This window comes from Frankia sp. Allo2, assembly GCF_000733325.1.
Classification (GTDB): domain Bacteria; phylum Actinomycetota; class Actinomycetes; order Frankiales; family Frankiaceae; genus Frankia; species Frankia casuarinae.
In genome coordinates this window covers 1-21,014 of the sequence record NZ_JPHT01000024.1, presented here as the reverse complement: position 1 = coordinate 21,014, position 21,014 = coordinate 1, and the positions used below count along the sequence as shown (strand labels likewise).

General features: G+C 72.4%; 20 protein-coding genes and 2 pseudogenes. 8 read left to right on the top strand and 14 right to left on the bottom strand.

What is annotated here, in order from left to right; all coding sequences use genetic code 11:
• Nucleotides 1-270 precede the first annotated feature (270 nt).
• From ALLO2_RS15700 to ALLO2_RS15685, 4 genes are all read right to left on the bottom strand, one after another.
• On the bottom strand, nt 271-747 hold the full coding sequence (locus ALLO2_RS15700; RefSeq protein ID WP_011436710.1) for a cobalamin biosynthesis protein: 477 nt from the start codon (nt 745-747) through the stop codon (nt 271-273).
• Nucleotides 744-2,426, bottom strand: a complete 1,683-nt coding sequence (locus ALLO2_RS15695; protein WP_035732982.1) for a cobyrinate a,c-diamide synthase — start codon at nt 2,424-2,426, stop codon at nt 744-746. The genes ALLO2_RS15700 and ALLO2_RS15695 overlap by 4 nt, the downstream gene beginning before the upstream one ends.
• A complete protein-coding gene (gene cobO, locus ALLO2_RS15690; RefSeq protein ID WP_035732980.1) occupies nt 2,420-3,028 on the bottom strand; it encodes a cob(I)yrinic acid a,c-diamide adenosyltransferase in 609 nt (202 codons plus the stop codon). Before cobO ends, ALLO2_RS15695 begins: the two co-directional genes overlap by 7 nt.
• Nucleotides 3,025-5,283 (bottom strand): VWA domain-containing protein, encoded by a 2,259-nt coding sequence (locus ALLO2_RS15685; RefSeq protein WP_349256636.1) that lies wholly within the window; start codon nt 5,281-5,283, stop codon nt 3,025-3,027. The genes cobO and ALLO2_RS15685 overlap by 4 nt, the downstream gene beginning before the upstream one ends.
• 747 nt (nt 5,284-6,030) lie before the next feature.
• On the opposite strand from ALLO2_RS15685, the gene ALLO2_RS15680 reads away from it, so the two are divergent.
• Both ALLO2_RS15680 and ALLO2_RS15675 read left to right on the top strand, forming a co-directional pair.
• The gene (locus ALLO2_RS15680) at nt 6,031-7,068 is read left to right on the top strand and encodes a pentapeptide repeat-containing protein (RefSeq protein WP_035732978.1); all 1,038 of its coding nucleotides are present in this window, start codon (nt 6,031-6,033) and stop codon (nt 7,066-7,068) included.
• A gap of 101 nt (nt 7,069-7,169) precedes the next feature.
• Nucleotides 7,170-7,769, top strand: a complete 600-nt coding sequence (locus ALLO2_RS15675; protein ID WP_011436715.1) for an adenylate/guanylate cyclase domain-containing protein — start codon at nt 7,170-7,172, stop codon at nt 7,767-7,769.
• A gap of 72 nt (nt 7,770-7,841) precedes the next feature.
• Here ALLO2_RS15675 and ALLO2_RS25720 read toward each other — a convergent pair whose 3' ends face one another.
• A complete protein-coding gene (locus ALLO2_RS25720; RefSeq protein ID WP_023841343.1) occupies nt 7,842-8,018 on the bottom strand; it encodes a hypothetical protein in 177 nt (58 codons plus the stop codon).
• A 190-nt stretch (nt 8,019-8,208) separates the two neighbouring features.
• Between ALLO2_RS25720 and ALLO2_RS15670 the strand changes: the two genes are divergently transcribed.
• Entirely contained in the window at nt 8,209-8,388 is a 180-nt protein-coding gene (locus tag ALLO2_RS15670; RefSeq protein WP_035732973.1) for a hypothetical protein, read from the top strand.
• A gap of 141 nt (nt 8,389-8,529) precedes the next feature.
• Here ALLO2_RS15670 and ALLO2_RS15665 read toward each other — a convergent pair whose 3' ends face one another.
• Complete coding sequence (locus ALLO2_RS15665; protein WP_108913407.1) at nt 8,530-9,579, bottom strand: site-specific integrase; 1,050 nt, start codon at nt 9,577-9,579, stop codon at nt 8,530-8,532.
• Nucleotides 9,580-9,670: 91 nt separating this feature from the next.
• Nucleotides 9,671-9,955: a Sec-independent protein translocase subunit TatA gene (gene tatA, locus ALLO2_RS15660; protein ID WP_035732972.1), complete on the bottom strand. Its 285-nt coding sequence runs from the start codon at nt 9,953-9,955 to the stop codon at nt 9,671-9,673.
• Nucleotides 9,956-10,308: 353 nt separating this feature from the next.
• Between tatA and ALLO2_RS15655 the strand changes: the two genes are divergently transcribed.
• Together ALLO2_RS15655 and ALLO2_RS15650 are read left to right on the top strand one after the other, a co-directional pair.
• Entirely contained in the window at nt 10,309-10,587 is a 279-nt protein-coding gene (locus tag ALLO2_RS15655) for a GlsB/YeaQ/YmgE family stress response membrane protein (RefSeq protein WP_035732971.1), read from the top strand.
• A 97-nt stretch (nt 10,588-10,684) separates the two neighbouring features.
• Nucleotides 10,685-11,368, top strand: coding sequence for a DUF2599 domain-containing protein (locus ALLO2_RS15650; protein WP_011436722.1), 684 nt, complete (start codon nt 10,685-10,687; stop codon nt 11,366-11,368).
• A gap of 77 nt (nt 11,369-11,445) precedes the next feature.
• Here the strand turns inward: ALLO2_RS15650 and ALLO2_RS23430 are convergent, their stop codons facing one another.
• Nucleotides 11,446-11,964 (bottom strand): TIGR03086 family metal-binding protein, encoded by a 519-nt coding sequence (locus tag ALLO2_RS23430; RefSeq protein WP_023841344.1) that lies wholly within the window; start codon nt 11,962-11,964, stop codon nt 11,446-11,448.
• 83 nt (nt 11,965-12,047) lie between these two features.
• Entirely contained in the window at nt 12,048-12,644 is a 597-nt protein-coding gene (locus ALLO2_RS15640) for a TetR/AcrR family transcriptional regulator (RefSeq protein WP_011436724.1), read from the bottom strand.
• Nucleotides 12,645-12,753: 109 nt separating this feature from the next.
• Between ALLO2_RS15640 and ALLO2_RS15635 the strand changes: the two genes are divergently transcribed.
• Nucleotides 12,754-13,428, top strand: a complete 675-nt coding sequence (locus ALLO2_RS15635) for an SUMF1/EgtB/PvdO family nonheme iron enzyme (protein WP_011436725.1) — start codon at nt 12,754-12,756, stop codon at nt 13,426-13,428.
• Between the two features lie 77 nt (nt 13,429-13,505).
• On the opposite strand, the gene ALLO2_RS15630 is transcribed toward ALLO2_RS15635, so the two are convergent.
• Nucleotides 13,506-14,885, bottom strand: a complete 1,380-nt coding sequence (locus tag ALLO2_RS15630; protein WP_232235126.1) for a hypothetical protein — start codon at nt 14,883-14,885, stop codon at nt 13,506-13,508.
• Nucleotides 14,886-15,356: 471 nt separating this feature from the next.
• Between ALLO2_RS15630 and ALLO2_RS15625 the strand changes: the two genes are divergently transcribed.
• Nucleotides 15,357-16,163, top strand: coding sequence for a methylenetetrahydrofolate reductase (locus ALLO2_RS15625; protein WP_035732966.1), 807 nt, complete (start codon nt 15,357-15,359; stop codon nt 16,161-16,163).
• A gap of 1,527 nt (nt 16,164-17,690) precedes the next feature.
• Here ALLO2_RS15625 and ALLO2_RS15615 read toward each other — a convergent pair.
• On the bottom strand, nt 17,691-18,206 hold the full coding sequence (locus ALLO2_RS15615) for a Tn3 family transposase (protein ID WP_035732963.1): 516 nt from the start codon (nt 18,204-18,206) through the stop codon (nt 17,691-17,693).
• A gap of 412 nt (nt 18,207-18,618) precedes the next feature.
• On the opposite strand from ALLO2_RS15615, the gene ALLO2_RS15610 reads away from it, so the two are divergent.
• Nucleotides 18,619-19,107, top strand: coding sequence for a DinB family protein (locus tag ALLO2_RS15610; protein WP_023841898.1), 489 nt, complete (start codon nt 18,619-18,621; stop codon nt 19,105-19,107).
• A 166-nt stretch (nt 19,108-19,273) separates the two neighbouring features.
• Here ALLO2_RS15610 and ALLO2_RS15605 read toward each other — a convergent pair.
• The 3 genes and pseudogenes from ALLO2_RS15605 to ALLO2_RS15595 all read right to left on the bottom strand — a co-directional run.
• Nucleotides 19,274-19,791 (bottom strand): annotated as a pseudogene (locus tag ALLO2_RS15605) (IS5 family transposase); the annotation flags it as partial.
• Between the two features lie 29 nt (nt 19,792-19,820).
• A pseudogene (locus ALLO2_RS24645) lies at nt 19,821-20,366 on the bottom strand (transposase); the annotation flags it as partial.
• A gap of 311 nt (nt 20,367-20,677) precedes the next feature.
• On the bottom strand, nt 20,678-21,014 hold a 337-nt coding region (locus ALLO2_RS15595; RefSeq protein ID WP_035732960.1), incomplete at its 5' end, for an ISAs1 family transposase.

The window sequence follows — 21,014 nt, the reverse complement described above, 5'->3', positions numbered from 1 at the left end:
CGTTCTGAACAGCTGCTCTGAACAGCTGCTCTGAACGGTTGTCCTGACACGGCCCGTTCACCGGCCACAGCCAGATTACAACAGCTCACCACGCCGAAAAACACCGGCCGTCCGTACCATTGTCCGCGTGTATAGATCTATAGGGGTCACGCTGAGATGCGGCAAAAAGGGGCAGTGGGGTGACCGCGTAGTACGTCAACAACACCAGCGGCGCGAGCCGATGCTGATCAAAGGTGGTCCGCTCGGCCACCCAGCCGACCTGGTCCGCGGTCACGCGGAAGCGCCGCCATCCCGATCCGGCGTGCCATGCCGGGCGATCGCGACCGTCGCCCGCCGGCCGGCGCGTTTGGGTACGAGCAGGACCGGCTGTGGCATGGCCGTTGCCGGGGGCAGGGTGGCCGTTTCCGGGGACGGGGGGACAGCGAAGGGAATCAGACAGGCGGCCTCGGCGACGCTCGGGGTGCCGAGCGCGGCGTGGGCGGCGGCACCGGGATGGGGCACGTCGACGGTGGCGAGCAGGGCGGCGGGATGGCCCACCAGCGGCCAGCCGTGGTGGCGGGCGGCGGCGACGACGCCCGGTTCGTCCCGGCGGGCCTCGACCGTCGCCATCCGGCGCACCGCGCTCGCCGGCGCCGCGAGGTCGTGCAGCGCCGCCTCGACCAGCTCCAGGATCTCCGCCGCCGTCACCCCGGGCCGTGCGCCGACACCGACGACCAGCCTCCCGTCCCCCGGTTCCGCTCCGGTCACGCCGCGCCGGGCTGGATCCGGCCGGGTGGGCCGGCGGGCTTCGGGGCGCGGACGCGGGGTGCGGCGCCGGCGGTGTCCCGGCCGTCCTCCCGGCGGGCCGCGCGGGCGGCGGCGAGCAGGCGGGTGGCGGCGCCGGGCCGTCCAGCCCAGTGCAGATGCAGGTAGGAGGCGTGCACCCGGCGGTACACGAACCCCTCGGACATCCACGGCGACGCCGCCTGCTGCCCGCCGCGCCGGCCACCACCCGCCACGCGTCCCGGTGCGGGTCGGGGCGCGGTTTCGGGTACCGGCAGCCACCACGCCGCCACCCACGACGACCCGGGGGGCGGGCCTGCGGCGCCGTGGGCGGGGGACGGCGACCGTGGGTCGCACGGCGCCCGGCCGGGTGGGGGCCGTAGGACCGTACGGTGGAACTCGTGGGCGTGCACGGTGGTCCCGGCCGCCGCCAGGGGGCTGTCCGCGGCGGCGATCGCGCTGCGGTAGCCGAGGGTGAGCCGCGGGCCCATCACCGCCTCCACGTCGAGAACCCCGCACATCGGCGCGCCGTCCAGGGTGCGGGCCAGGTAGAGCAGTCCGGCGCACTCGGCGGCGACCGGCCCGCCGCGGGCGGCGAACGCGGCGACCTCGGCGCGTAACCGGGCGTTGTCGGCGAGCGCGGCGACGTGCTCCTCGGGGAAACCACCGCCGATGATCAGGGCGTCGGTTCCCGGTGGCAGCGTCTCGTCGCGCAGCGGGTCGACGGGGACGACGTCGGCGCCCGCGGCGGTGAGCAGCTCGATGTGTTCGGGGTAGCCGAAGGTGAACGCGGCTCCCCCGGCGACCGCGACCCGCGGGGGCCGGTCGGGCATCGCGGGCATCGCGGGCATCGCCGGGTCCGCTGTGGTGACCGCTGCCGGTCCGGCCGCGGCGAGCACGGTGGCCGGCTCCCAACGTGCGACGCGCAACGGCGGCGCGGTGCGTGCCACCCGCAGCAGGGCGTCGAGGTCGCAGGCGGATCCGACCAGCGCGCCGAGCCGGTCGACGGCGGCGACGGCGGCGGGTCTGCGTTCCGCCGCCGGCACCAGACCGAGATGCCGCGAGGGGGTGTGGACGGCCTGTTCCCGCGGCAGCGCGCCGAGCACGGGCACGGCGATGTCGTCGAGTGCCTCGGTGAGCAGATCGCGGTGATGGGGGGAACCGACCCGGTTGAGGATCACCCCGGCCAGGCGGATCCGCCGGTCGAATCCGCGGAACCCGGCGACGAGCGCGGCGATCGAGCGGGCGGCGCCGGAGACGTCGACGACGAGCACGACGGGGGCGTCGAGCAGCCGGGCGACGTGCGCGGTGGAGGCATGGTCGGCCTGCTCACCGGGACCGGGACGGGCCACCCCGTCGAACAGGCCCATCACCCCTTCGACGACGGCGAGGTCCGCGCCGCGGGCCCCGTGGGCGAACAGCGCGGCGATGCGCGCCGCGCCGCAGAGCACCGCGTCGAGGTTGCGGCCCGGCCGGCCGCAGGCCAGCGCGTGGTAGCTGGGATCGATGTAGTCCGGGCCGACCTTGTGCGGGGAGACGTGCAGGCCGCGGGCGGTGAACGCGGCCATCAGCCCGGTGGTCACCGTCGTCTTGCCGGCGCCGCTGGCCGGGGCGGCGAGAACCAGCCGGGGAATGTCGATCTCCGCCCGGGGCTCGCTCACCACTCGATGCCCCGCTGCCCCTTTTGCCCGGTGTCCATGGGGTGGCGGACCTTGGTCATCTCGGTGACGAGGTCGGCGGCGTCGAGCAGCTCCCGGGGGGCGCGTCGCCCGGTGACGACGACATGCTGGCGGCCGGGGCGGGAACGCAGGACCTCGACGACCTCGTTGACGTCGAGCCATCCCCAGCGCAACGGGTAGGTCAGTTCGTCGAGCACGTACAGCCGGTAGGTCTGGGCGGTGAGGTCCCGGGTGATCTGCGCCCAGCCCTCCCGGGCGGCGGCACCCGGGTCGCCGTCCGGGTCGACCCGTTCGCGTACCCAGCTCCAGCCCGCGCCCATCTTGTGCCAGGTGACCGGGCCGCCCTGGCCGGAGTCGGCGAGGACGTGCAGCGCGCGTTCCTCGCCGATACGCCACTTCGCGGACTTGACGAACTGGAACACTCCGACCGGCCAGCCCTGTGACCAGGCGCGCAACGCCAGACCGAACGCGGCCGTCGACTTCCCCTTGCCGTCGCCGGTGTGAACCATCAGCAGCGGCCGGTCGCGGCGCTGGCGGGTGGTCAGCCCGTCGTCGGGGNCGGTCTCGGGCTGTCCCTGCGGCGTCAACAGGCCACCTTTCCGGACGTCGCGCGGGGCGTCGCGCGGGGAGTGAGATGGTGCAGGGAGTCCAGCGGGATCGTGACGCCGCCGAGGGCGCCCGCGAGCCGCTGGGCCAGGCCCAGGCGCAGGAAACCGTTCTCGCAGTCGACGACGACGCTGCTCAACTCACCCCGGCCGCCGCCACGCCCCCCACCGCCACGCCCCCCGGTACCGGCCCGTCCGCCCGTCGCCGGTCCGGCCGCGCCACCGGCGGCGCGCACCAGCGCGCGGGCCACCGGCAGCGGGTCGTCCCCGGCGGTCGCCCGGCCGTCGGTGACGACCACGAGCAGGGCCCGCCGCGTCGGATCACGGCGCCGTTCGGCGCGCAGGACCTCACCGGCGAGGCCCAGCCCGGCGGCCAGCGGGGTCCGCCCGCCGGTGGGCAGCGCGCGCAGCCGGGCCGCGCCCACCTCCACGCTCGAGGTCGGCGCGAGCACCACCTCCGCTCCCGACCCCCGGAAAGTGATCATCCCGATCCGGTCGCGGCGCTGGTAGGCGTCGACGAGCAGGGCCAGCACGGCCGTGGTGACCAGGGTCATCCGCGCGCGGGCGGCCATCGACCCGCTGGCATCGACGACGAACAGCACCAGGTTGCCCTCCCGGCCGACGCGCACGGCGCCACGGCGGTCCGCCGGGACCAGCACGAGGCCGGGTCCGCACCGGCCGCGGGCGGCCTGGAACGGGGCGGCGGCGAGCAGGGTCGCCGGCAGATGCAGGCCGGGTGCGTCCGCGGCGGTGGTGACGAGCGCGCCGCGGCTGCCGCGGGCCGGGGATCGACGTCCGGTGGCTCCCGAGGAGGTTCCGAGGCCGGCGACGGTGAGCAGCCGCGGCCGGCTCGCCGCCGCCGGTGCGCCGGCGAGCCGGGTCGAAGACGCCGTCGCGGTCGAAGACGCCGACGGGGACAGCCGTGCCGACCACCGGTCCCCGCCGTCCCCGCTGTCCCCGCCGTTCCCGTCATCCCCGCCGTTCCCGTCATCCCCGCCGTTCCCCGCGCCGCGGTTCCCATCCCCCGCACCGTCGCAGCCGTGGGAACCGCCGTCACCACGGGGCGCGCCCCCCGAACCGCCGCCGTCGGGCGGGTCGTCATCGGGGCGCGCATCGTTCACCGGTACCCCGGATTCCCCGGCACCGGATTCCCCGGCACCGGATTCCCCGGCACCGGATCCGCCGGCTTCTTCGCCGGCTTCTTCGCCGGCTTCACATTCGCCGGCCTCGCGTTCGGCCCCGACGCGCTCGTCGAGAGCGGCCAGGGCCTCGTCGAGGACGGCGTCGAGGGTCTCGTCGTCCATTCCGGGGGCGTCGAACGGGCCGCGGCGGCGGCGATGCGGTAGCGCGAGACGGGCACCGGTACGGATGTCGGCGGCGAGCACCGTGGCGCGCCCCGCCCACGCGGCGAGTGCCATCGCGGTCTTGGCCAGCACCACGTCGGCGCGCATGCCGTCGACGTCGCAGCCGGCGCAGATGGCGGTGACGGCCCGCAGCGCCGCGTCGGTGAGCCGGACCGTGCCGAGCCGGCCGCGGGCGGCGACGACCCGGGCCGCGAGTTCCGCCTCCGCGTCCGCCCAGGTCGCGGCGAACCCGGCCGGGTCGGCTTCGAACGCCAGCCGTCGGCGGACGACCTCCGCGCGCACCGCCGGGTCACGGCTGGCCGCGACGTGCACGGTCAGCCCGAACCGGTCGAGCAGCTGCGGACGCAGCTCGCCCTCCTCCGGGTTCATCGTCCCGACCAGCAGGAACACCGCCGGATGGCGCACCGACACCCCGTCGCGTTCGACGTGGGCGACCCCGAAGGCGGCGGCGTCGAGAAGCAGGTCAACGAGATGGTCCCCCAGCAGGTTGACCTCGTCGACGTAGAGCAGCCCGCGGTGGGCGGCGGCGAGCAGACCCGGGCGCAGAACGCTGACCCCGTCGGCCAACGCCCGGTCCAGGTCGAGGGAACCGGTTAGCCGGTCTTCGGAGGCGCCCACGGGTAGTTCCACCAGCCGGGCCGGACGGGTCAGTGACGGCGACGGCGCGGGATGCGGGCCGTCGGGGCAGTCCGGTAACGGCGCGTCGGGCGCGCAGGAGAACCGGCAGCCCTCCGTGACCGTCACCGGGGGCAGCAGGGCGGCCAAGCCGCGCACGGCGGTGGACTTGGCGGTGCCCTTCTCCCCACGCACGAGGATTCCGCCCAGCGTGGGGGAGACCGCGTTGAGCAGCAGGGCCAGGCGCAGGTCGTCCATGCCGACCACCGCCGACAGCGGGAAGCTCACCACGGTGTCGACGCCGTCGAGGCAAGCGGGTGTCGCCGGTGCGTCGTGTGCACCGGCTGCGGCTGACAGGATCGACAGGATCGACACGACGGATACCACGGATGCCGATGCGGCGCGTGCGGCCGGGATGGCCGATGTGGCAGTGGTACGGGCATGCCGGGGTCCTCCCAGGGTCCTCGCCCATGGTCATCACGGCGACGGCCGGAGTATCCTGGCTCCCGGATCGACGCGCACCTTCGGCCTTCCAGCCGCCGCTGCGGCCGTGGCCCGTCGCCCCGCCGGGGCGGCTCGGGGTTCCTCTCCGGACCCCTGGTCGGGCGATCGCCGGGCACGCCCGCCTCCTCGTCGGCGAGCCTGCCCAGGAAGGGTTCGCTTCCCGGTGACAGTGGCGGGACCGCGCCGGACTCGCACCGGCTTCCTCCCCCTGCTGTCGCGTCTGTCAGCATGACATATCCGTCGGCGACCAGTACGTCGTCTCGACGACCAGGACGTCGAGACGACCCTCCCTCCCACCCAGATGACCATTGGGTGCTGACCGCTGACCGCTGACCAGACGCCCTGTGCTCGTTGAACCGGCGCTGGTCGTGGGCGAGGATCGCGGGCGAACTGGTATCCCGGCCAGCCCGAGGCCGGTGGACACGGGGGTGGCGACGTCATCCTCCGCGGTCGCGTCTGTCAGAATGATGTCTCCCGTCGACGTTCAGAAGGGCACACACCTTGCCCGACGATCTCGATCCCGCCGCGGGAATCACCGGGGACGCCCGCGGCCGGCTGCGTGCCGACTGCGGGCGCTGTTTCGCGCTGTGCTGCGTGGCACCGGCGTTCTCCGCCTCGGTGGACTTCGCGATTGACAANCCCGCCGGCACGGCCTGCCCCAACCTGAACGCGGGCTTCCGCTGTGCCGTCCACGAGCAGCTGCGGCCGCGGGGGTTCCGCGGCTGCGCCGTGTATGACTGCTTCGGCGCCGGGCAGCAGGTCTGCCAGGTCACCTACGGCGGGCGGGACTGGCGAGCGGCCCCGGACAGTGCCCGGCAGATGTTCGATGTCTTCGCGGTCATGCGGACGCTGCACGAGCTGCTGTGGTATCTGAGCGAGGCGCTGAGCCGGCCCGCCGCCGCCCCGCTGCACGCCGAGCTGCATGACGCCCGCGCTCGCACCATGCTGCTGACCTGCGCCGACGCCGACACGCTGCTCGCCGTGGACGTCCCCGCGCTGCGTCAGGCGGTCCATCTGCTGTTGCTGCAGGCCAGCGACCTGGTCCGCGCCGAGCTGCCGGGCGGTGCCGGGAACAGGCGTCCCCGGCGGCGCCCCCGCGGCGCCGACCTGCTCGGCGCGAACCTCGCCGGGGCGGATCTGCGCGGCGCGGCGCTGCAGGGAACCCTCCTGATCGGCGCGGATCTGCGGGGGGCGGATCTGCGCGGCGCCGACCTGCTCGGCGCTGACCTGCGCGACACCGACCTGCACGGCGCCAACCTGCACGGCGCCCTGTTCGTCGTTCAGGCCCAGCTCGACGCCGCCCGCGGGGACGCCACCACGGCGCTGCCCCCGGCTCTGACCCGCCCCGTGCACTGGACGCGCACGGCGGACCCGACGCGGCCGGACCCCAGAACGCACCCCGTGGCGGGCTCGGGCCCCGGGCCCGGGACGGTGCCGATCCCCTCGTCGTCGCCCAGCGCGGCCCGGCCGCGGCGGTCGGCGAGTTCTCCTCGGTCGCCTCGTTCTCCTCGGTCGCCTCGTTCCCCACGCCGCCGCTGACCGGCAGACCAGTCGTCGCCGGCGCCGGGTCCGATCCCCCGGTCGGGTCACGGCGCGGAAATCACGTCTTCACCGGCGGGATGGCGCGTCAGGATGGGACCATGGCACGCGAGGATACCGGCGACATCCGGCAGGACCCGGAACGGGACGCCTGCATCACCGCCACGAGCATGTTCGTGGGCATCACCGGGACCACCGACATCGGCAGAGGAATCGACCCGGAATCGCTGCAGGAGGTCCTGCGGCGGGCGTTCACCCTCGTGCGCACCATCGTCTCCACGCATGGCGGCTCGGTCGAGAGATTCATCGGGGACGCCGCGTTCGCGGTGTTCGGCGTTCCCGAGCCGCATGTGGACGACGCGCTGCGCGCCGTCCACGCCGCCCTTGAGATTCGGGCCGCGACGGAGGCGCTCAACACCGAACGGCACCACAACCGGGACCTGAGGCTGCGCGTGCGGATCGGGATCAACACCGGCGAGGTCACCGTCGCCGGTGGCGCCAGTGGCGACCCGGTGAACGTCGCCTCCCGGTTGGAACACGCCGCGCCCGCCGGCGAGATCTTCATCGGCGGCACCACTTATCATCTCGTCCGGGACAGCGTCACCGCGAGCGAGGCGGATCCCCTCGTCGTGCAGGGCAGGCCCGTCCCGTTGCGTGTGCACCGGCTGATCGGACTGGCCGCTCCGTCGCCGGCCGCCTGAGCACTACCGGCCGCCGCCGGTGCTCCGGCCCCGGATCCGTGGGCGAGCGGGACGAAGGGCGGTGCGGGACTGTCAGCGGCGCCGGACGCGACGTGAACCGGTCCGCGGGATGGCGGCCGGTTGGGGGCCGCGGCCCAGCCCGCCGTGGCGGACCTGCATGTGGGTGGCGAGCAGATGGGACGCCTCGGCCTTGGTGGCGACCCGGTCCGAGGTGATACCGCAGTACGTGCAGGTGTATCTGGCCATCATGAGGTCCCTTCGGATGCTCGGGTAGGGCCAGAATGCGGCAATGCCGCGACAGACGCATCACATTCCCAGTTCGCATACCTATCTGAGACGCTAATCTTCCACGTGTTTGCATGTCAATCTGGTACGCCCATAAGGTGGGTGGATGCCCCGCCCGCCGTGGACGCCGAGGACGCAGGCTCACCATGAGCTCATGGCCGCCCTGTCCGCCTCGGTCGACGCTGCCTGCGAGGCGGAGGAAAGAATGTGGGAGGCCGCCCGCGCCGCCCGCGCCGGCGGGGTGCCGATCGACCTGGTGGCCGCGCTCACCCGACGCGGACGGACCACCGTCTACCGCCATCTCCCCCTTGGACAGGATCTCGGCGACGCCTGAACGCGCACCGCTTCGCCGGCGGTGGCCAGCAGTCGGCTGTCCGGGGCGAAGGCCACCTCGCGCACCGGCCCGACCCGCACCTGCATGCCGGGGACGCCGCGTGCGCGGTTCCGTCCACGCCGGATCCCAGGCCGGTCGGGTTCACAGCCCGACGCGGCCGGAGGGGTTGTCGCGGTCGAACAGCCGTCCGGCGCGGACGTAGCCGTCGAGCGACGCTGAGGAGCGCCACCGGCCCTGGCGCATGATCGACCGGTCGGCGACACCGGCGCGGGCGGCGGCGGTGGCGAACCCGGAGCGCAGCGAATGCCCGGCGAAGTCGGCCGGGTCGAGTCCGGCGGCGGCCACCCGGCGCTGCACGATTCGGGCCACCGAGCCCGGGTAGAGCCGCCCCGGCGCGACCTGCCCGTGCCGGTTGACCGCGCGGAACGCCGGCCCGTCGGTCAGCGCGGCGGCGTCCACCCAGGCCCGCCAGGCCCGCACCGGGCAGGTCGGCCGGTAGGAGCCGTAGGCGACGCCGACCAGGGCACCGGCGGCCTCCTGGTCGGTCTTCGACGCCCGGATCGTCAGGACGACTCCGTCGGGGGTCTCCAGCAGGTCGGCGACGTCGAGGCCGACGAGTTCGGAGCGGCGCAGGCAGCCGGCGAATCCGATCAGCAGCAGGGCCCGGTCGCGGACGTCGGCGAGGTCGTCGTCGCGCAGCCCGGCGACGACCCGGGCCAGCAGGGAGGTGTCCAGCGCGGCCTTGCGGTTCGGGCGGACCCCGCGGGTGCGGCGGATACCGTCCCAGACGGCGCAGACCTCCGGTGCGCTCGCCGGGTTGGGATGGCGACCGAGCTGGTGGGAGACGGAGATCGCGGCGAGCCGGCGGCGGATCGTCGAGGGCTTGTACCCGGCGTCGGCGAGCGTGGCGAGGTAACCCGCGACCGTCGCCGGGGTCGCCGGCAGCGGGCACAGCGGCACCGTCTGACGTTCACACCAGGCCCGGAACTGACGCAGGTCACTGTCGTAGGCCCGCCAGGTCGCCGTGGAACGCGCGGCGCGGGCGTAGTCCCCTACCCGAGCGAGCAGATCGGCGGTGAGCTGTCCATCGGTGCCCGGCGCCAGGACCGGCACCGGCGGCTGTGCCGCGCCGGCGGAGCCGGCCGGTAACGCACGGGGGCCGGCGATCGGCCTGGTGGTCTCGTCGTTCACCGCCGGGGCGTCCGGGCATCCTGGGGCATCGAGATCCACCCTAGTCCGCCGCGACTCGCCCGGCCTCGCCGCGGGAAACGCTCAGCGGGCCTCAGGCGGACCGGTTCCCGGATCCACCCGTGGCCGGCGTGGCCGGCTCGGCCGACGGCGGAGTGTGGGGTGCGGCGGGCGCGGGGNCGGNGNCCTGGGNGGGNGCCGCGGCAACGGCCGCGGNAGGGGNCGGCGCCTCGTCGTCGTGCAGGCCCTTGATCTCGGACTTGAAGATCCGCAGGGAGCGGCCTAGGGAACGGGCGGCGTCGGGCAGCCGCTTCGAGCCGAACAGCACGACGACGACCAGGATGATGATGATCAGTTCGGGAGCGCCGATGTCACCCACGGGAACCATCCTTCNGACGGGATCCGACGCACGGTCGGCCTGGTCCACATGTTACGACCGGCCGCCGCCCCGTTCGCAGCCCCGTCCGGTGATCGGGCCACGGCCGGGCCGATGATGCGGTGGCGCCCGGCCCGGTCCGGGAGGGCGCTCGACGGGCATCTCGACAGTCATCTCGACGGGCAGGCTGTCCGCTCGACGGGCAGGCTGTCCGCAGGACGACGTTTCGGATGTTGTTGGATGTTGTTTGACGAACCGGGTCGGTCGGGTATACGGCGGACGTCCTACTCCTCGATCATCGGTCGACCATGATCATAGGTCGGCCATCGATGATCATTATTGGTCGGAGGTCTTCCATGGTCTGGACCCTCGTCAGTTGGATGCTGCTTGGTCTCGTTGCCGGCGCGGTCGCGCGCCTGCTCGTGCCCGGACCTGATCCGATGAGTATCCCTGCGACGATCCTGCTCGGCATCGTCGGCTCGTTCGTCGGCGGTTTCCTCGGCTACGTCCTGTTCAACCGTGATCTCAGCGAGGGCGCGCTGCAACCGTCCGGCATCGTCGGCTCGATCATCGGGGGTATCGTCGTGCTGCTGGTGTGGCGGGCGGNGGGNCGCCGCCGTACGTTGCACCGCTGACGCTCGTCCCCGAGGCCGCCTCACGGCAGCCCGGTGCGGTGGGTTGACGCGGCGATAACCTGCGGAACCCACCCGCACCGGATCCGGGGGAACGCACATGGCGGGGACCGCAGGGAGCACCGCGTCCGGGATCGTGGGGGCGCGCCTGTGCGCGCTCCTCGTGCGGGTTCTGCTGGGCGTGCCGGCGGTGGGGCTGCTCGCCGTCGCCTGCGGCCCGGACACCCCGGCCGGTCCGCACGCCATCGCGGGGGTGCATCCCCCGGGCGGCCCGACNCCCGCGCACAGCCCGAGCCCCAGCCCCGAGGCGACACACAGCCCGCGGGCCGCCGGTGCCAGCACGCCCTACTGCGGCCCGAGCCGCTACGTCGAGGAGATCGTCGTGCAGCAGTGGGCGGACGGCCGGTTTCGCATCCAGGTGCGCCCCACCCCCGAGGGGCGGCGCGCCGGGGACCCCGGCCAGGTTGCCGCCGAGATCTGGCAGGCCGTGCAGGGGTGTGTGACGGGCCTGCGCGGCGAGGTTGCCGACAGTCTGCGTGACCAGCTGGCGTGCCATCAGAACTTCGCGCAGCTACCGGCGCTGAACGGCGGGAAGGGCTTCGCCACCGGCGAGACCTACGACCTGGAAAGCTGGCGGCCGGCGCCGCGTCCCGGCGGCATCCGGACATGGATCTCCACCCGCTGCGGGAACACCCTCGGCACCGATCCCCCCGGGCCACCGGCCAGGATCTACCGGCCGGACGGCGTACGCCCCCAGCGGACGGTCTCCGGCGAGCAGGCCTGACGGCGGGTTGACGACTTGGCGGTTGACGACTTGGCGCACGAGCCCGTGTGATCAGCCCCCACGTGATACTGCTGATGTCAGTTCCTCGGGGTCCAGCGGCGTCCGAGTGCGGCCAGGAGCCTGTCTTGGGGTGGGCTGTCGGCGGGCGCGGGCTGGGCGGCGGCATACATGCCGGTCGCGGCGAGCTGGCCACCGAGTGCTTCGACGGCGGGGAGCGTCGCGGTCACCGTGTCGGGATCGAGCTGGACGGTCTGCCCGATGGTGGTGGCCAGATCCCAGGCGTGGACGAGGGGCTCGATGACGGCGACGGTGAGGACCTCGTCCACGCTCCGGGCGCCCAGGGGGGTGTCCACGACGGTGGCCGGGTCCAGGGCCGCGAGGGTGCGTTCGGTGTTCTGGTGGGTGCGCTGCCAGGATGCGCCCGGATCGGGGCCGGCGAGGGCGGTGAGGAGGGCGGGATCGGTGACGGGCGGGCGGGGGCCGTGCCCGGTGAGCAGGCTGACGATCTGCTGCTGGCCGTCGATGACGTGGCCGGTCAACTGCCGCCCGGTCCACACCGGGCAGAGGGACGGGGCGTCCCACCGGTCGGCGGGCACGCGAGTGACGGCACGCGAGTGACGATGGTGGTGAACGTGTCGAGCGCACGGCGGTAGCACTGCAAGGAACGGGTCATGACTCCTTACTCCTTCCGCGGGGTGAGCAGGGGACCGAGCGTCCGCCAGGCGGCGTCGGCCAGGTCGTCGGCGACGAGCGTCGGGGAGCCCGCGGGGCGGGCGAGCCAGTGGCGGCTGTATTCCTGGGCGGGGCCGATCCACAGCGCGACGACGACCGCCAGGTCGGGCCGGTCGGACCAGCCGTGGCCACGCAGCCAGTCGGCCACCGCGGCGAAGAAGCCGCGGTTGTCCGCGGCGGTGCGCTCATCGATCGAGCCGCGCAGGACATCGACCGGCGCGGTCAGCAGCAGTCGGGCCAGCCGCGGATGCTCTTCCACCCACCGCAGATGGCGGGTGACCAGGCGGGTCACGCCATCACGGGGCCCGGTCGAGGTGTGCAGCTCACCCCACAGCGCGCCCTGATGATCGGCAAGACCCGCACCCACCACGGCCGCGGCCAGGTCCCCCCGGGTGGGGAAGTAGTGAAACAGGCTGCCGTTACTGACACCGGCCCGACGCCGAACCGCCTGCATGGACGTGGCCTCCCAGCCCTGCTCCAGCACGCAGGCCACGGCCGCGTCCACCAGCCGGGCCCGACTGGGCGCTACCCCGACACCTCTCATAACCCCGACACCTCCCATAGAGCACCACTCTAGAGTAACACTCTATACGGACGTCCCGCGATCCTACCGGGACTCTCCGTACGGACGAGCCTCGGTAGGATCGCCGGCCATGGACGCGGGCGTGGGAAACACGTTGATCTCCATCCCGCCGGGGCGGGTGACGCTGTCCGACCGGCGAACGCAGCGCAGCTGGTCGGTCGAGCTCGCGCCGTACTGTCTCGCGGCGTTTCCGGTCACCCAGGAGCAGTACGCGGCGGTCGGCGGCCAGCGGCCGAGTTCGGCCCACGGGGACCGGTTGCCCGTCGAGGGGGTTTCCTGGTGGGACGCGGTCCGGTTCTGCAACGCCCTGTCCCACCGCGACGGGATGGCGCCCGCGTACCGTGTCCAGGCCGACGGCGAGGGTGTCGAGTGGGACACCCGCGCCGAGGGGTACCGGCTGCCGACCGAGGCTGAGTGGGAGTACGCCGCCCGAGCCGGCACGAGCGGCCCGCGGTACGGGCCGCTCGACGACATTGCCTGGTACCGCGGCAACTCCCACGGGCGAATCCATGACGTGGGCGGCAAACAGCCCAACTCCTGGGGCCTGTACGACATGCTGGGCAACGTGTGGGACTGGTGCTGGGACCTGTACGACACCGAGGTCTACGGCACCTATCGGGTGCTGCGGGGCGGCGGGTGGTTCGACGAGCACTGGAGCTGCCGGGCCTCCGTACGCCGCCGCGGCCACCCGGCCTTCCACCTCGACGACGTGGGGTTCCGCGTCGCGCGTTGCGCCGTGCCCTGACCCACGTCGCATCCGTGCTCACGCACCGGTCCGTGTTGCCCGCCGGACGAGAGCGATCCTGATCAGGTGGGGCCTGATCAGGTGGGGTCGGGGCGGGTGGGGCTGGCGCGCACGGCGCGAAGCTCCGCGGTCAGTTCGTCGACCTGGCGTTCGGCGCGTTCGGCGCGGGCCCGGGCCTCGGCGCGGGCCTCGCCGATCACAGTGAGACGTTCGGCGGCGGCCNGACGTTCGCCGGCCAGGCGTGCCTCGCCCTCGAAGCGGACGCGGTCGAGTTCGGCCGCCGCCTCGGCACGCACCCGCTCGGCCTCGGCTGCCGCGGCGGCTCGGCCCTGGTCGAGCTGCGCCGCCGCCTCGGCACGCACGCGCTCGGCCTCGGCGCGTTCGCGGCGGATGTCCTCGCGCAGGGCGTCGCGTTCGGCGCGTAGCTCGGTGAGGGTGTGCGCGTCGCGTTCGGCGTCGCGCCGGGCCTCCTCCAGCCGCGTCGAGGCCTGCTCCCGGGCGGCGACGGCCTCGTCGATGCGCCGTGCGGCCTCGACGCGGGCCGCCTCGATCTCGGTGGCGGCGCGGGCGGCGGCGGCCTGGACCTGCGCGTCGGCCTCGACGCGGGCCGCCTCGGCGGCGTCGTTGGCCGCGCGGACCGTCTCGGCGGAGTGCTCGACCACCTGCCGCCTGGCCGCCTCGGCGGCGGCCAGGCGGGTCTCGGCGTCCTCCAGGGCGCTCACCGCCTCGCCGGCGACGGCCTCGGCCTCGGCGCGGGCCGCCTCGGCGGCGCGGGCCCGCTGCTCGGCGCGCACGGCACGGGCCACCGCCTCGGCGACCCGTTCGGCGGCTTCGGCCTCGGCCGCCTCGACGGCCGCCTCGACGGCGGTGACGTCGCCGAGGGCGGACATCTGCCGGCTGAAGGCGTCGAGGGTGCAGGTCAGCTCGGCGGCGAGGGCGCGCACCTGAGCGGCGAGGTCCTCGGCGCGCAGCCGACCGGCGGCCAGCGGCAGGGTGGCGAGGTCGGCCCGGGCGGCGGGCGTGCCGGCGGAGTCCGCACCGCCACGCCCGGCGAGCTCACGGCGGCGACGGTAGGCCGCGAGCCGGTTGTGCGCCGGGTCGTCGCAGTACGCCGGCGGGCGCCCCGGGCCTTCGGCGGGGGCGGCGGGTCGGGTACATCCCGGGAAGGCGCAGCGCGGCGCCGTCGCGGCGCGGGCCGCCGCACCCTCGGACCCGGCCGCACCGCCGGACGGCGCCGGGTGTCCGGACGGGGGCGCGCCGCCGGCCCCGCCGTCGTCCCCGCCGTCGTCCCCGCCGCCGCGGGCGCGGGTGCCTTCGGGGACCGCGTGGCCGGCCGCCGGGCCGGCGGTGGATCCCTCCGGCGTCGCCGGGCCGCCCCCAGCCCCCGGCGCTCCCCCCGAAGACGTGCCGGCCGCCGGGAGCACGGGTTCGCCGTCACGGGGACGCGGCGGCCGCATCGGCCCCACCGGTTCAGGCGGCTCCCGACGCTGGTGCGGCGGTCGTGGCACCCGAGACATGACCCATCCCCTCCACTTACATATCGTCGCAAGCGATGAAACGTTTGAAAAAACGTTATACCACGAAACGGAACGTTTCAGGGGAGCGCGTGGCATGGCGCGTCCTGACGCCCGATAAGCCTCCCTTCCCGGGCGTCAGAAAATGATCATCCCGGGATGGTTCCCTGTGACCGGCCCCGGTAGATGGCCGGGTTCCGGCCGCTTTGTTTGGCAGGGACCGCGCTGGCTCGGGTGCACATGGGCCTGGGGGGAATCGGACCAGCGCATGCGCCGACATGGTGATCCGGTCCGGTCCAACTTCAGTGGCACGAACTGCCGGTGGGCCACCTCGGACTGTTCCTACGGTGTGCTACAGCAGCGCAGCGCACCCGTGCGGTGTGGCTGTGGTCCGTGGAGTCCTATCCTGTCAGGATGCGCGAACCCACGGCGGGTCACGAACGCCCGGTGCGCGGCTTCGAGATGATCTGCGAGATCGAGCCGCCGACCCGGCCGGACCTGACCCACGCCCGCCACCAGATCGGCGTCCTGAGCCCCGTCACCGACGCGTTCCTGATCCCCGACAACCACATCGGACGCGCGACGGTGTCGAGCATCGCCGTCGCCCACGAGGTGGCGACGATGGGGGGACGCAGCATCGCCTGCGTGAACTCCCGCGACCGTAACCTGCTCGGCTTCCGCCGCGACCTGCTCACCGCCGCGGCCTACGGCGTCGAGGAATTCCTGTTCGTCCACGGCGACAAACCCACCGCCGGGAACCGGACCGGCGACCTGACCGTGCGCGCGATGATGGACGAGGCCCGCGCGGCCAGCGAGGATCCGGTCTTCGCGGACATGCCGGCGTTCCGGGTCGGCGCCGCGGCTGGCCTACGTCCACTGCCCACCTGGAAACGAGCGGCCGACTTCCTGTTCGTACAGATCAGCTACTCGGTGGACGCCCTGCTGCGCTGGCGCGACGCCCATCCGGTCGAACTGCCGATCTACGCCGGCGTCATGGTCCTCGCGAGCGCCGGGATGGCCCGCCGCCTCGCCGCGGCCATCCCCGACATCGACATTCCCGACGACCTCGTCCAAGCAGTCGAACGGGACCAGGCGGCCGGGGTCGAAGCGGCCTGCGACCAGGTGCTACGGCTGCGCGACAGCGGCGCCTTCGCCGGTGTGCACCTCGTCCCGGTTAGCCGCTACCGCCAGGTCGCCACCCGACTTGAGGACCTTCTCTAACCGCCCGGGCCGGAGTGAGTGACACAGGGCACCCCGACAGTGATTATTAGTACGAAGAGATGTCGATCTGTCGCAGAGCAACATCGTCGGGGGATGTGGTGGGTGGACGCCGAAACAGCAGGAGTGCCAGGAAAAGGGAGGGCTGGTGGAGGTGGACAGCTATGTTCGTTGTGCTGCCCGTCAGTCTGATCGTCCTCGTGGCAGCGTGCAGATCATCTTCTCAATCTCATGTGCCTAGCCCATCCCCCACAACCTCCGGAACGGAAGAGCATTCGAGTACTCCTACCGGCTTCGCGATCCCCACGCTACCCCAGCCGCATCCCACAATCGACCAGAAAAAATCAATCAATGGACAGATTCCTGGGGTCTCGGCAGCCGTTTCGCGCGGTGGTGGCGGCGGAATCCCGAGCGTGCGCCCCGAATCGGGGACTCCACCTCCTTCCAGTCCTCGGGTATCCCCGCCGGATGGCGATAATGCTCCCGCGGGAGGTGGGGGAACCGCGCCTTCCTCGCACATTTCCGGGGGCGGGTGAGACACTTTTCTCGCTTTCTTTTATATCGCACAATTCGGCCGGAAGAGTGGCCTGGCGGGAGTTTGTGTTTATGGGACGATGTCGACGCGGAGTCGGGTGGGGTCCTCGGTGAGGATGACGACGGGTGCGCCGTTGTCCTTCGTCCAGCTGGTGGGTAGCAGGAACCAGCGGTTGGCGCGGTAGGCCAGGACGTGCAGGCCGGTGTAGCGCCAGCGCCAGATGGTTTTGGCGGGTGTGAGGTCGACTTCGTCGACCTGGTAGTCCGGGCTTAACGGGAGTCGGTCGGTGCTGTAGACGATGGCTGCCGATCGTTGCCCGACGGTCGCGGCGATGCCGCGGGCAAGCTGGTTGCCTTGGCGATCGGCTTCGACGGAAAACCCCCAGAACAGGGCGATCAGCAGTGTCGCGGCGAGAGTGGCGCGGCGTAGTCGGGTCAGCGGGGCGGACATCAGCGGTGGGGGTGGTCCGCGGCGGGCGCGGCGGCGGCGTCGCCGGTGACACTGCTGTTCGGCTAGGTGGACGGCGTACTCGGTCAGCACGGCGGCCATGCCAAGCGCGACCGGCGCCACCCGCACAGGTATCAACTTCAGGTTGATCAGGTCGAGGCTGCCGGCTGCGGTCAGGAACAGCAGCATGGCAACCAGCCCGGTTGCGGGAGAGGCCCCCCGAGCGACGCGGGNGGTGGGGGGACGTCGGCGCAGCTGCCGGGTGAGCAGGGCGTGGCCAGCCAGGGTCAGCAGAACCAGGAAGGCGAGGAAGATCAGGGGACGGAAGACGACCTGGGCGCTGCGGAGCACCAGATCCTGGAAGGAGAAGTCCAGCTGGCTGACTTCGAGGCCGAAATAGCCGAACAGGGCCTGCGCACGGACGAAACCGAAGTCGTAGAGCAGCGCGGTGAGTACCGTTACCGGAGCCAGAACAATCCCGAACAGCTCCCCGATCCGGGTAAGCCACGCACCCCCGCTGTCTCCCCCACTTCCGGGGGCCGTCGGCGTCATCGACGAATATCCACAGAGGTGGGAAGAGTGACGTCGAGGCGGGNGACGGNCTGCTCGGGNGGGGNGGNGTCGAGCCCCCNTTCACCGAAGCGGCGGNCGTTNTCGCGGNTGTACGGGCTGATGGTGGCCAGGTCGTCGGGTTCGACCACCTGCCCTTCGGCGACGAGCTGGTTAACGACATCGGTGATGTCCAACGCGTTCTGGTGGATCACGCAGTTCGCGGTCAGCTCGTTGAACTTGACGATCTTCTCGTGATGGTCGGGATCGTTGTGGCCGATCAGGTCCCCGCCGAACATCAGCCAGTCGGCGAAGCCGTGGAAGGCCTCGACCTTGCCCAGACGGCGCAGCAGCGTGACCGAGGAGCGGACGCCTTCCCGGATCGAGATCGCGGCGCGGATCAGATTCTTCCAGCCGGCCTCCGCCAACGTTTTGATCACCAGCCGGCCGGCGCGTTCGGAGACCTCCCCGATCGGATCGGCCGCCCCCGCAGCCTCCTCCTCGATCGATGCCACCAGCCACCCCGTACTACACCCCCGATAGTGATCGGCAGGATACCGAGCGACCCAACGCCGTACGCCACCGGGCTACAGCCGCCCGTTGCCCCTTTCTGCCGTATCTCGGTGGCCTCCCTACCAGGTCGGTTCCCCACAGATCCTGGTCGAGTGCGTTCGGAGACGCGCAAGAACAACGGTGTGACTCCACGTCGGCAGGAGCGCGTNCCCGCGGCCGTCAGCGCGCCCGCTGGCCGCCCGCCACGGCTCGCGGTCATCGTCGAGATCCTACCGCACCGCCCGCGAAGTCCTCGTCATCGGAACCTGACCCAACCCGCGCACCAGACTTGATCACTCTCAGGCCCCGTCTTCGCAGCGCGCTANGGTTGCCGGCATGCANCCNCCACCGCCACGCCCGCCGACACTGCGGGTCATGCAGGCCAGCACCGCAGGCGAACGCGAAACCCTGGAAGCGTTCCTCGACTTTTACCGGGATGTCCTCGTCCACAAGGTGCGCGGTGTCAGCGACCAGGACAGCGCACGCAGGATGCTGCCCTCGCTCACCACCCTCGCCGGCCTCGTCAAACACCTGACCGTGGTGGAGCGAAACTGGTTCGGTCGGCTGACCGACGACCCCGACACACTCCCGACCGGCCAGGAAGACACCAGCTGGGTGCTTGCCGACACCGACACCATCGACTCGCTGCTGGCGGCGTACGACCAGGCGTGCGCAGCCTCCCGAAAGGCCGCGGCCGGGTACGCGCTCGACGACATCGTCGCGACCCCTGTCTCCCGCCCCGACCTACCCCAGGTATCACTGCGGTGGATCTACATCCACATGATCGAAGAGACAGCCCGCCATACCGGCCACGCCGACATCGTGCGCGAGCTCACCGACGGAGCGACCGGCGTACTCGGGTAGCAGACAGCCCGTCGCTCCACCGGCCCCCGCGGTCCGTCGCCGCCGACGAGCTGGGGGTGGCCGTCAACGACGAGCGGGTCCGCCGGCAGGTGACCCGCGGCGGCGCCCACCATCTCGCGAAGATCGGCATGCTGCGACAGCTGGCCGGACAGGCTAAGAGCGTGTCTCACGTCGAGTGCGGGAGCTTCTTCCAGCAGGTGATCGCGGCAGCCAGGCAGAGGAACCCGAGGAAGTTGTAGCCGTTACGTTCATAACGCGGGCTCAGGCGGCGGTAGCCACCGAGCCAGGCCAGGGTTCTCTCGACTTTCCACCGGTGCCGGCCGAGGCGTTCGGTACTGTCCACACCACGGCGGGCGATCCGCACCGCGATCCCGTGCCGGCGCAGGAAACGCCGTCGTTCCGGCTGGTCGTAGGCCTTGTCCGCACGCAGCGTGGCCGGGTGGCGCCGCCGCGGGCCACGTCGGGAACGGATCGCCGGGATGCTGGCCACCAGCGGGACGAAGGCCCCGCTGTCGTGCGGGTTCGCCGGGGAGACCGCCACGACCAGCGGCAGCCCGCCCGCGTCGGTCAGGACATGGATCTTCGAGCCCGGTTTGCCGCGGTCGACCGGGTTCGGACCGGTCAGGCTTCCCCNTTTTTNGCNCGCAGGCTGGCCGCGTCCACGATCGCCGATGACCACCGGAGCGGCCACACGAGACACGCTCTATGTGCAGGTGCTGGCCCGGTTGACCAGCGGGCTGCACTTTCAGCGCCGGGATCTTCCCGCGGAGCCGGCCGCGGGCCAGCTCCGCCAGATACTCGGGGTTCCGCTCCCCGGCGATCATCTTCTCCAGGATCGCCCGGCCGGAGACTCCCAGCGGCTGGGAGGCGACGCTGGTGAGTTTCACCCCGGCGTCCTGCATCAGCTTCTCCAGCCGCTGGACCTCGCGGGTCTTCTCCTCCACGACCGTGCGCCGCGCCCGGGTGAGGTCGCGCAGGTCCCGGAACGGCTTCGGGGGAACGAACGACGGCCGGACCAGGCCGTGCGCGACGAGGTCCGCAAGCCACGCGGCGTCGGCCACATCCGTTTTCCGGCCTGGTACGTTACGGACATGCGCGGCGTTGAGAAGCCAGCATTCGAACTGGTCTTCCAGCAGGCGGAAGACAGGTTTCCAGTAAACCCCTGTTGATTCCATTCCCACGACCGTGACCTTGTTCTGGGCCAGCCAGTCCGCGAGGAGACCTAACGAACCCCCGGTCGTGGTGAACGTGCGGACCTCGACTTTCGGATGCGCCGGGATAAACCGGCCTTAGGATAAGGAGTAGCGATCCACGACGACCCCGAGCCATGTGGCTGCTTCCGCAAGGGGGCGGCTGAAGCGTTGGTAGGGGCACGTGTAGGCCAGGCTATTGAGCCGCGAAATGAGAAGACCGGGTGCGCCGACGTGGTCGAAAGCACGGAAGGCAACACCGTCGCGAGCGCTAGACGCGAGTTCGGGACGGGCCCCGCGCGGTCGGAGAACCATGGCATGCACGGAATCCTCAGGCACGAGAACCGGGAGATCCCGTACCCGCAGGGTGACCCGCAAAGTCATTGATGCAGGTCAGCGGGGTTGTCGAGAGTGAGGATGGCCAGGAGCAGGGCGTTGTCGTGTCGGATTCTGCGGATGGTCGGGGCGATGCGGTTATGGCCAGCGAGGCGAATCAGCCCGATGATCAGGTTACGGAGNGTGGTCANGATGCGGGGCAGTGGGCCGGTCCGAACCCGCGAGGCATCCTCACGGAACGTCACATCGCGCACCCAGTGGACCTTGTTCTCGATCGTCCAATGCCCTCGGGCGTAGCCCGCGAGATCAGCGGGTGTGACCGCGTCGAGGGTGAGGCTCGTCAGGACGTGGACCGTGACAGTGCTCGGGATCGTCCGGGTG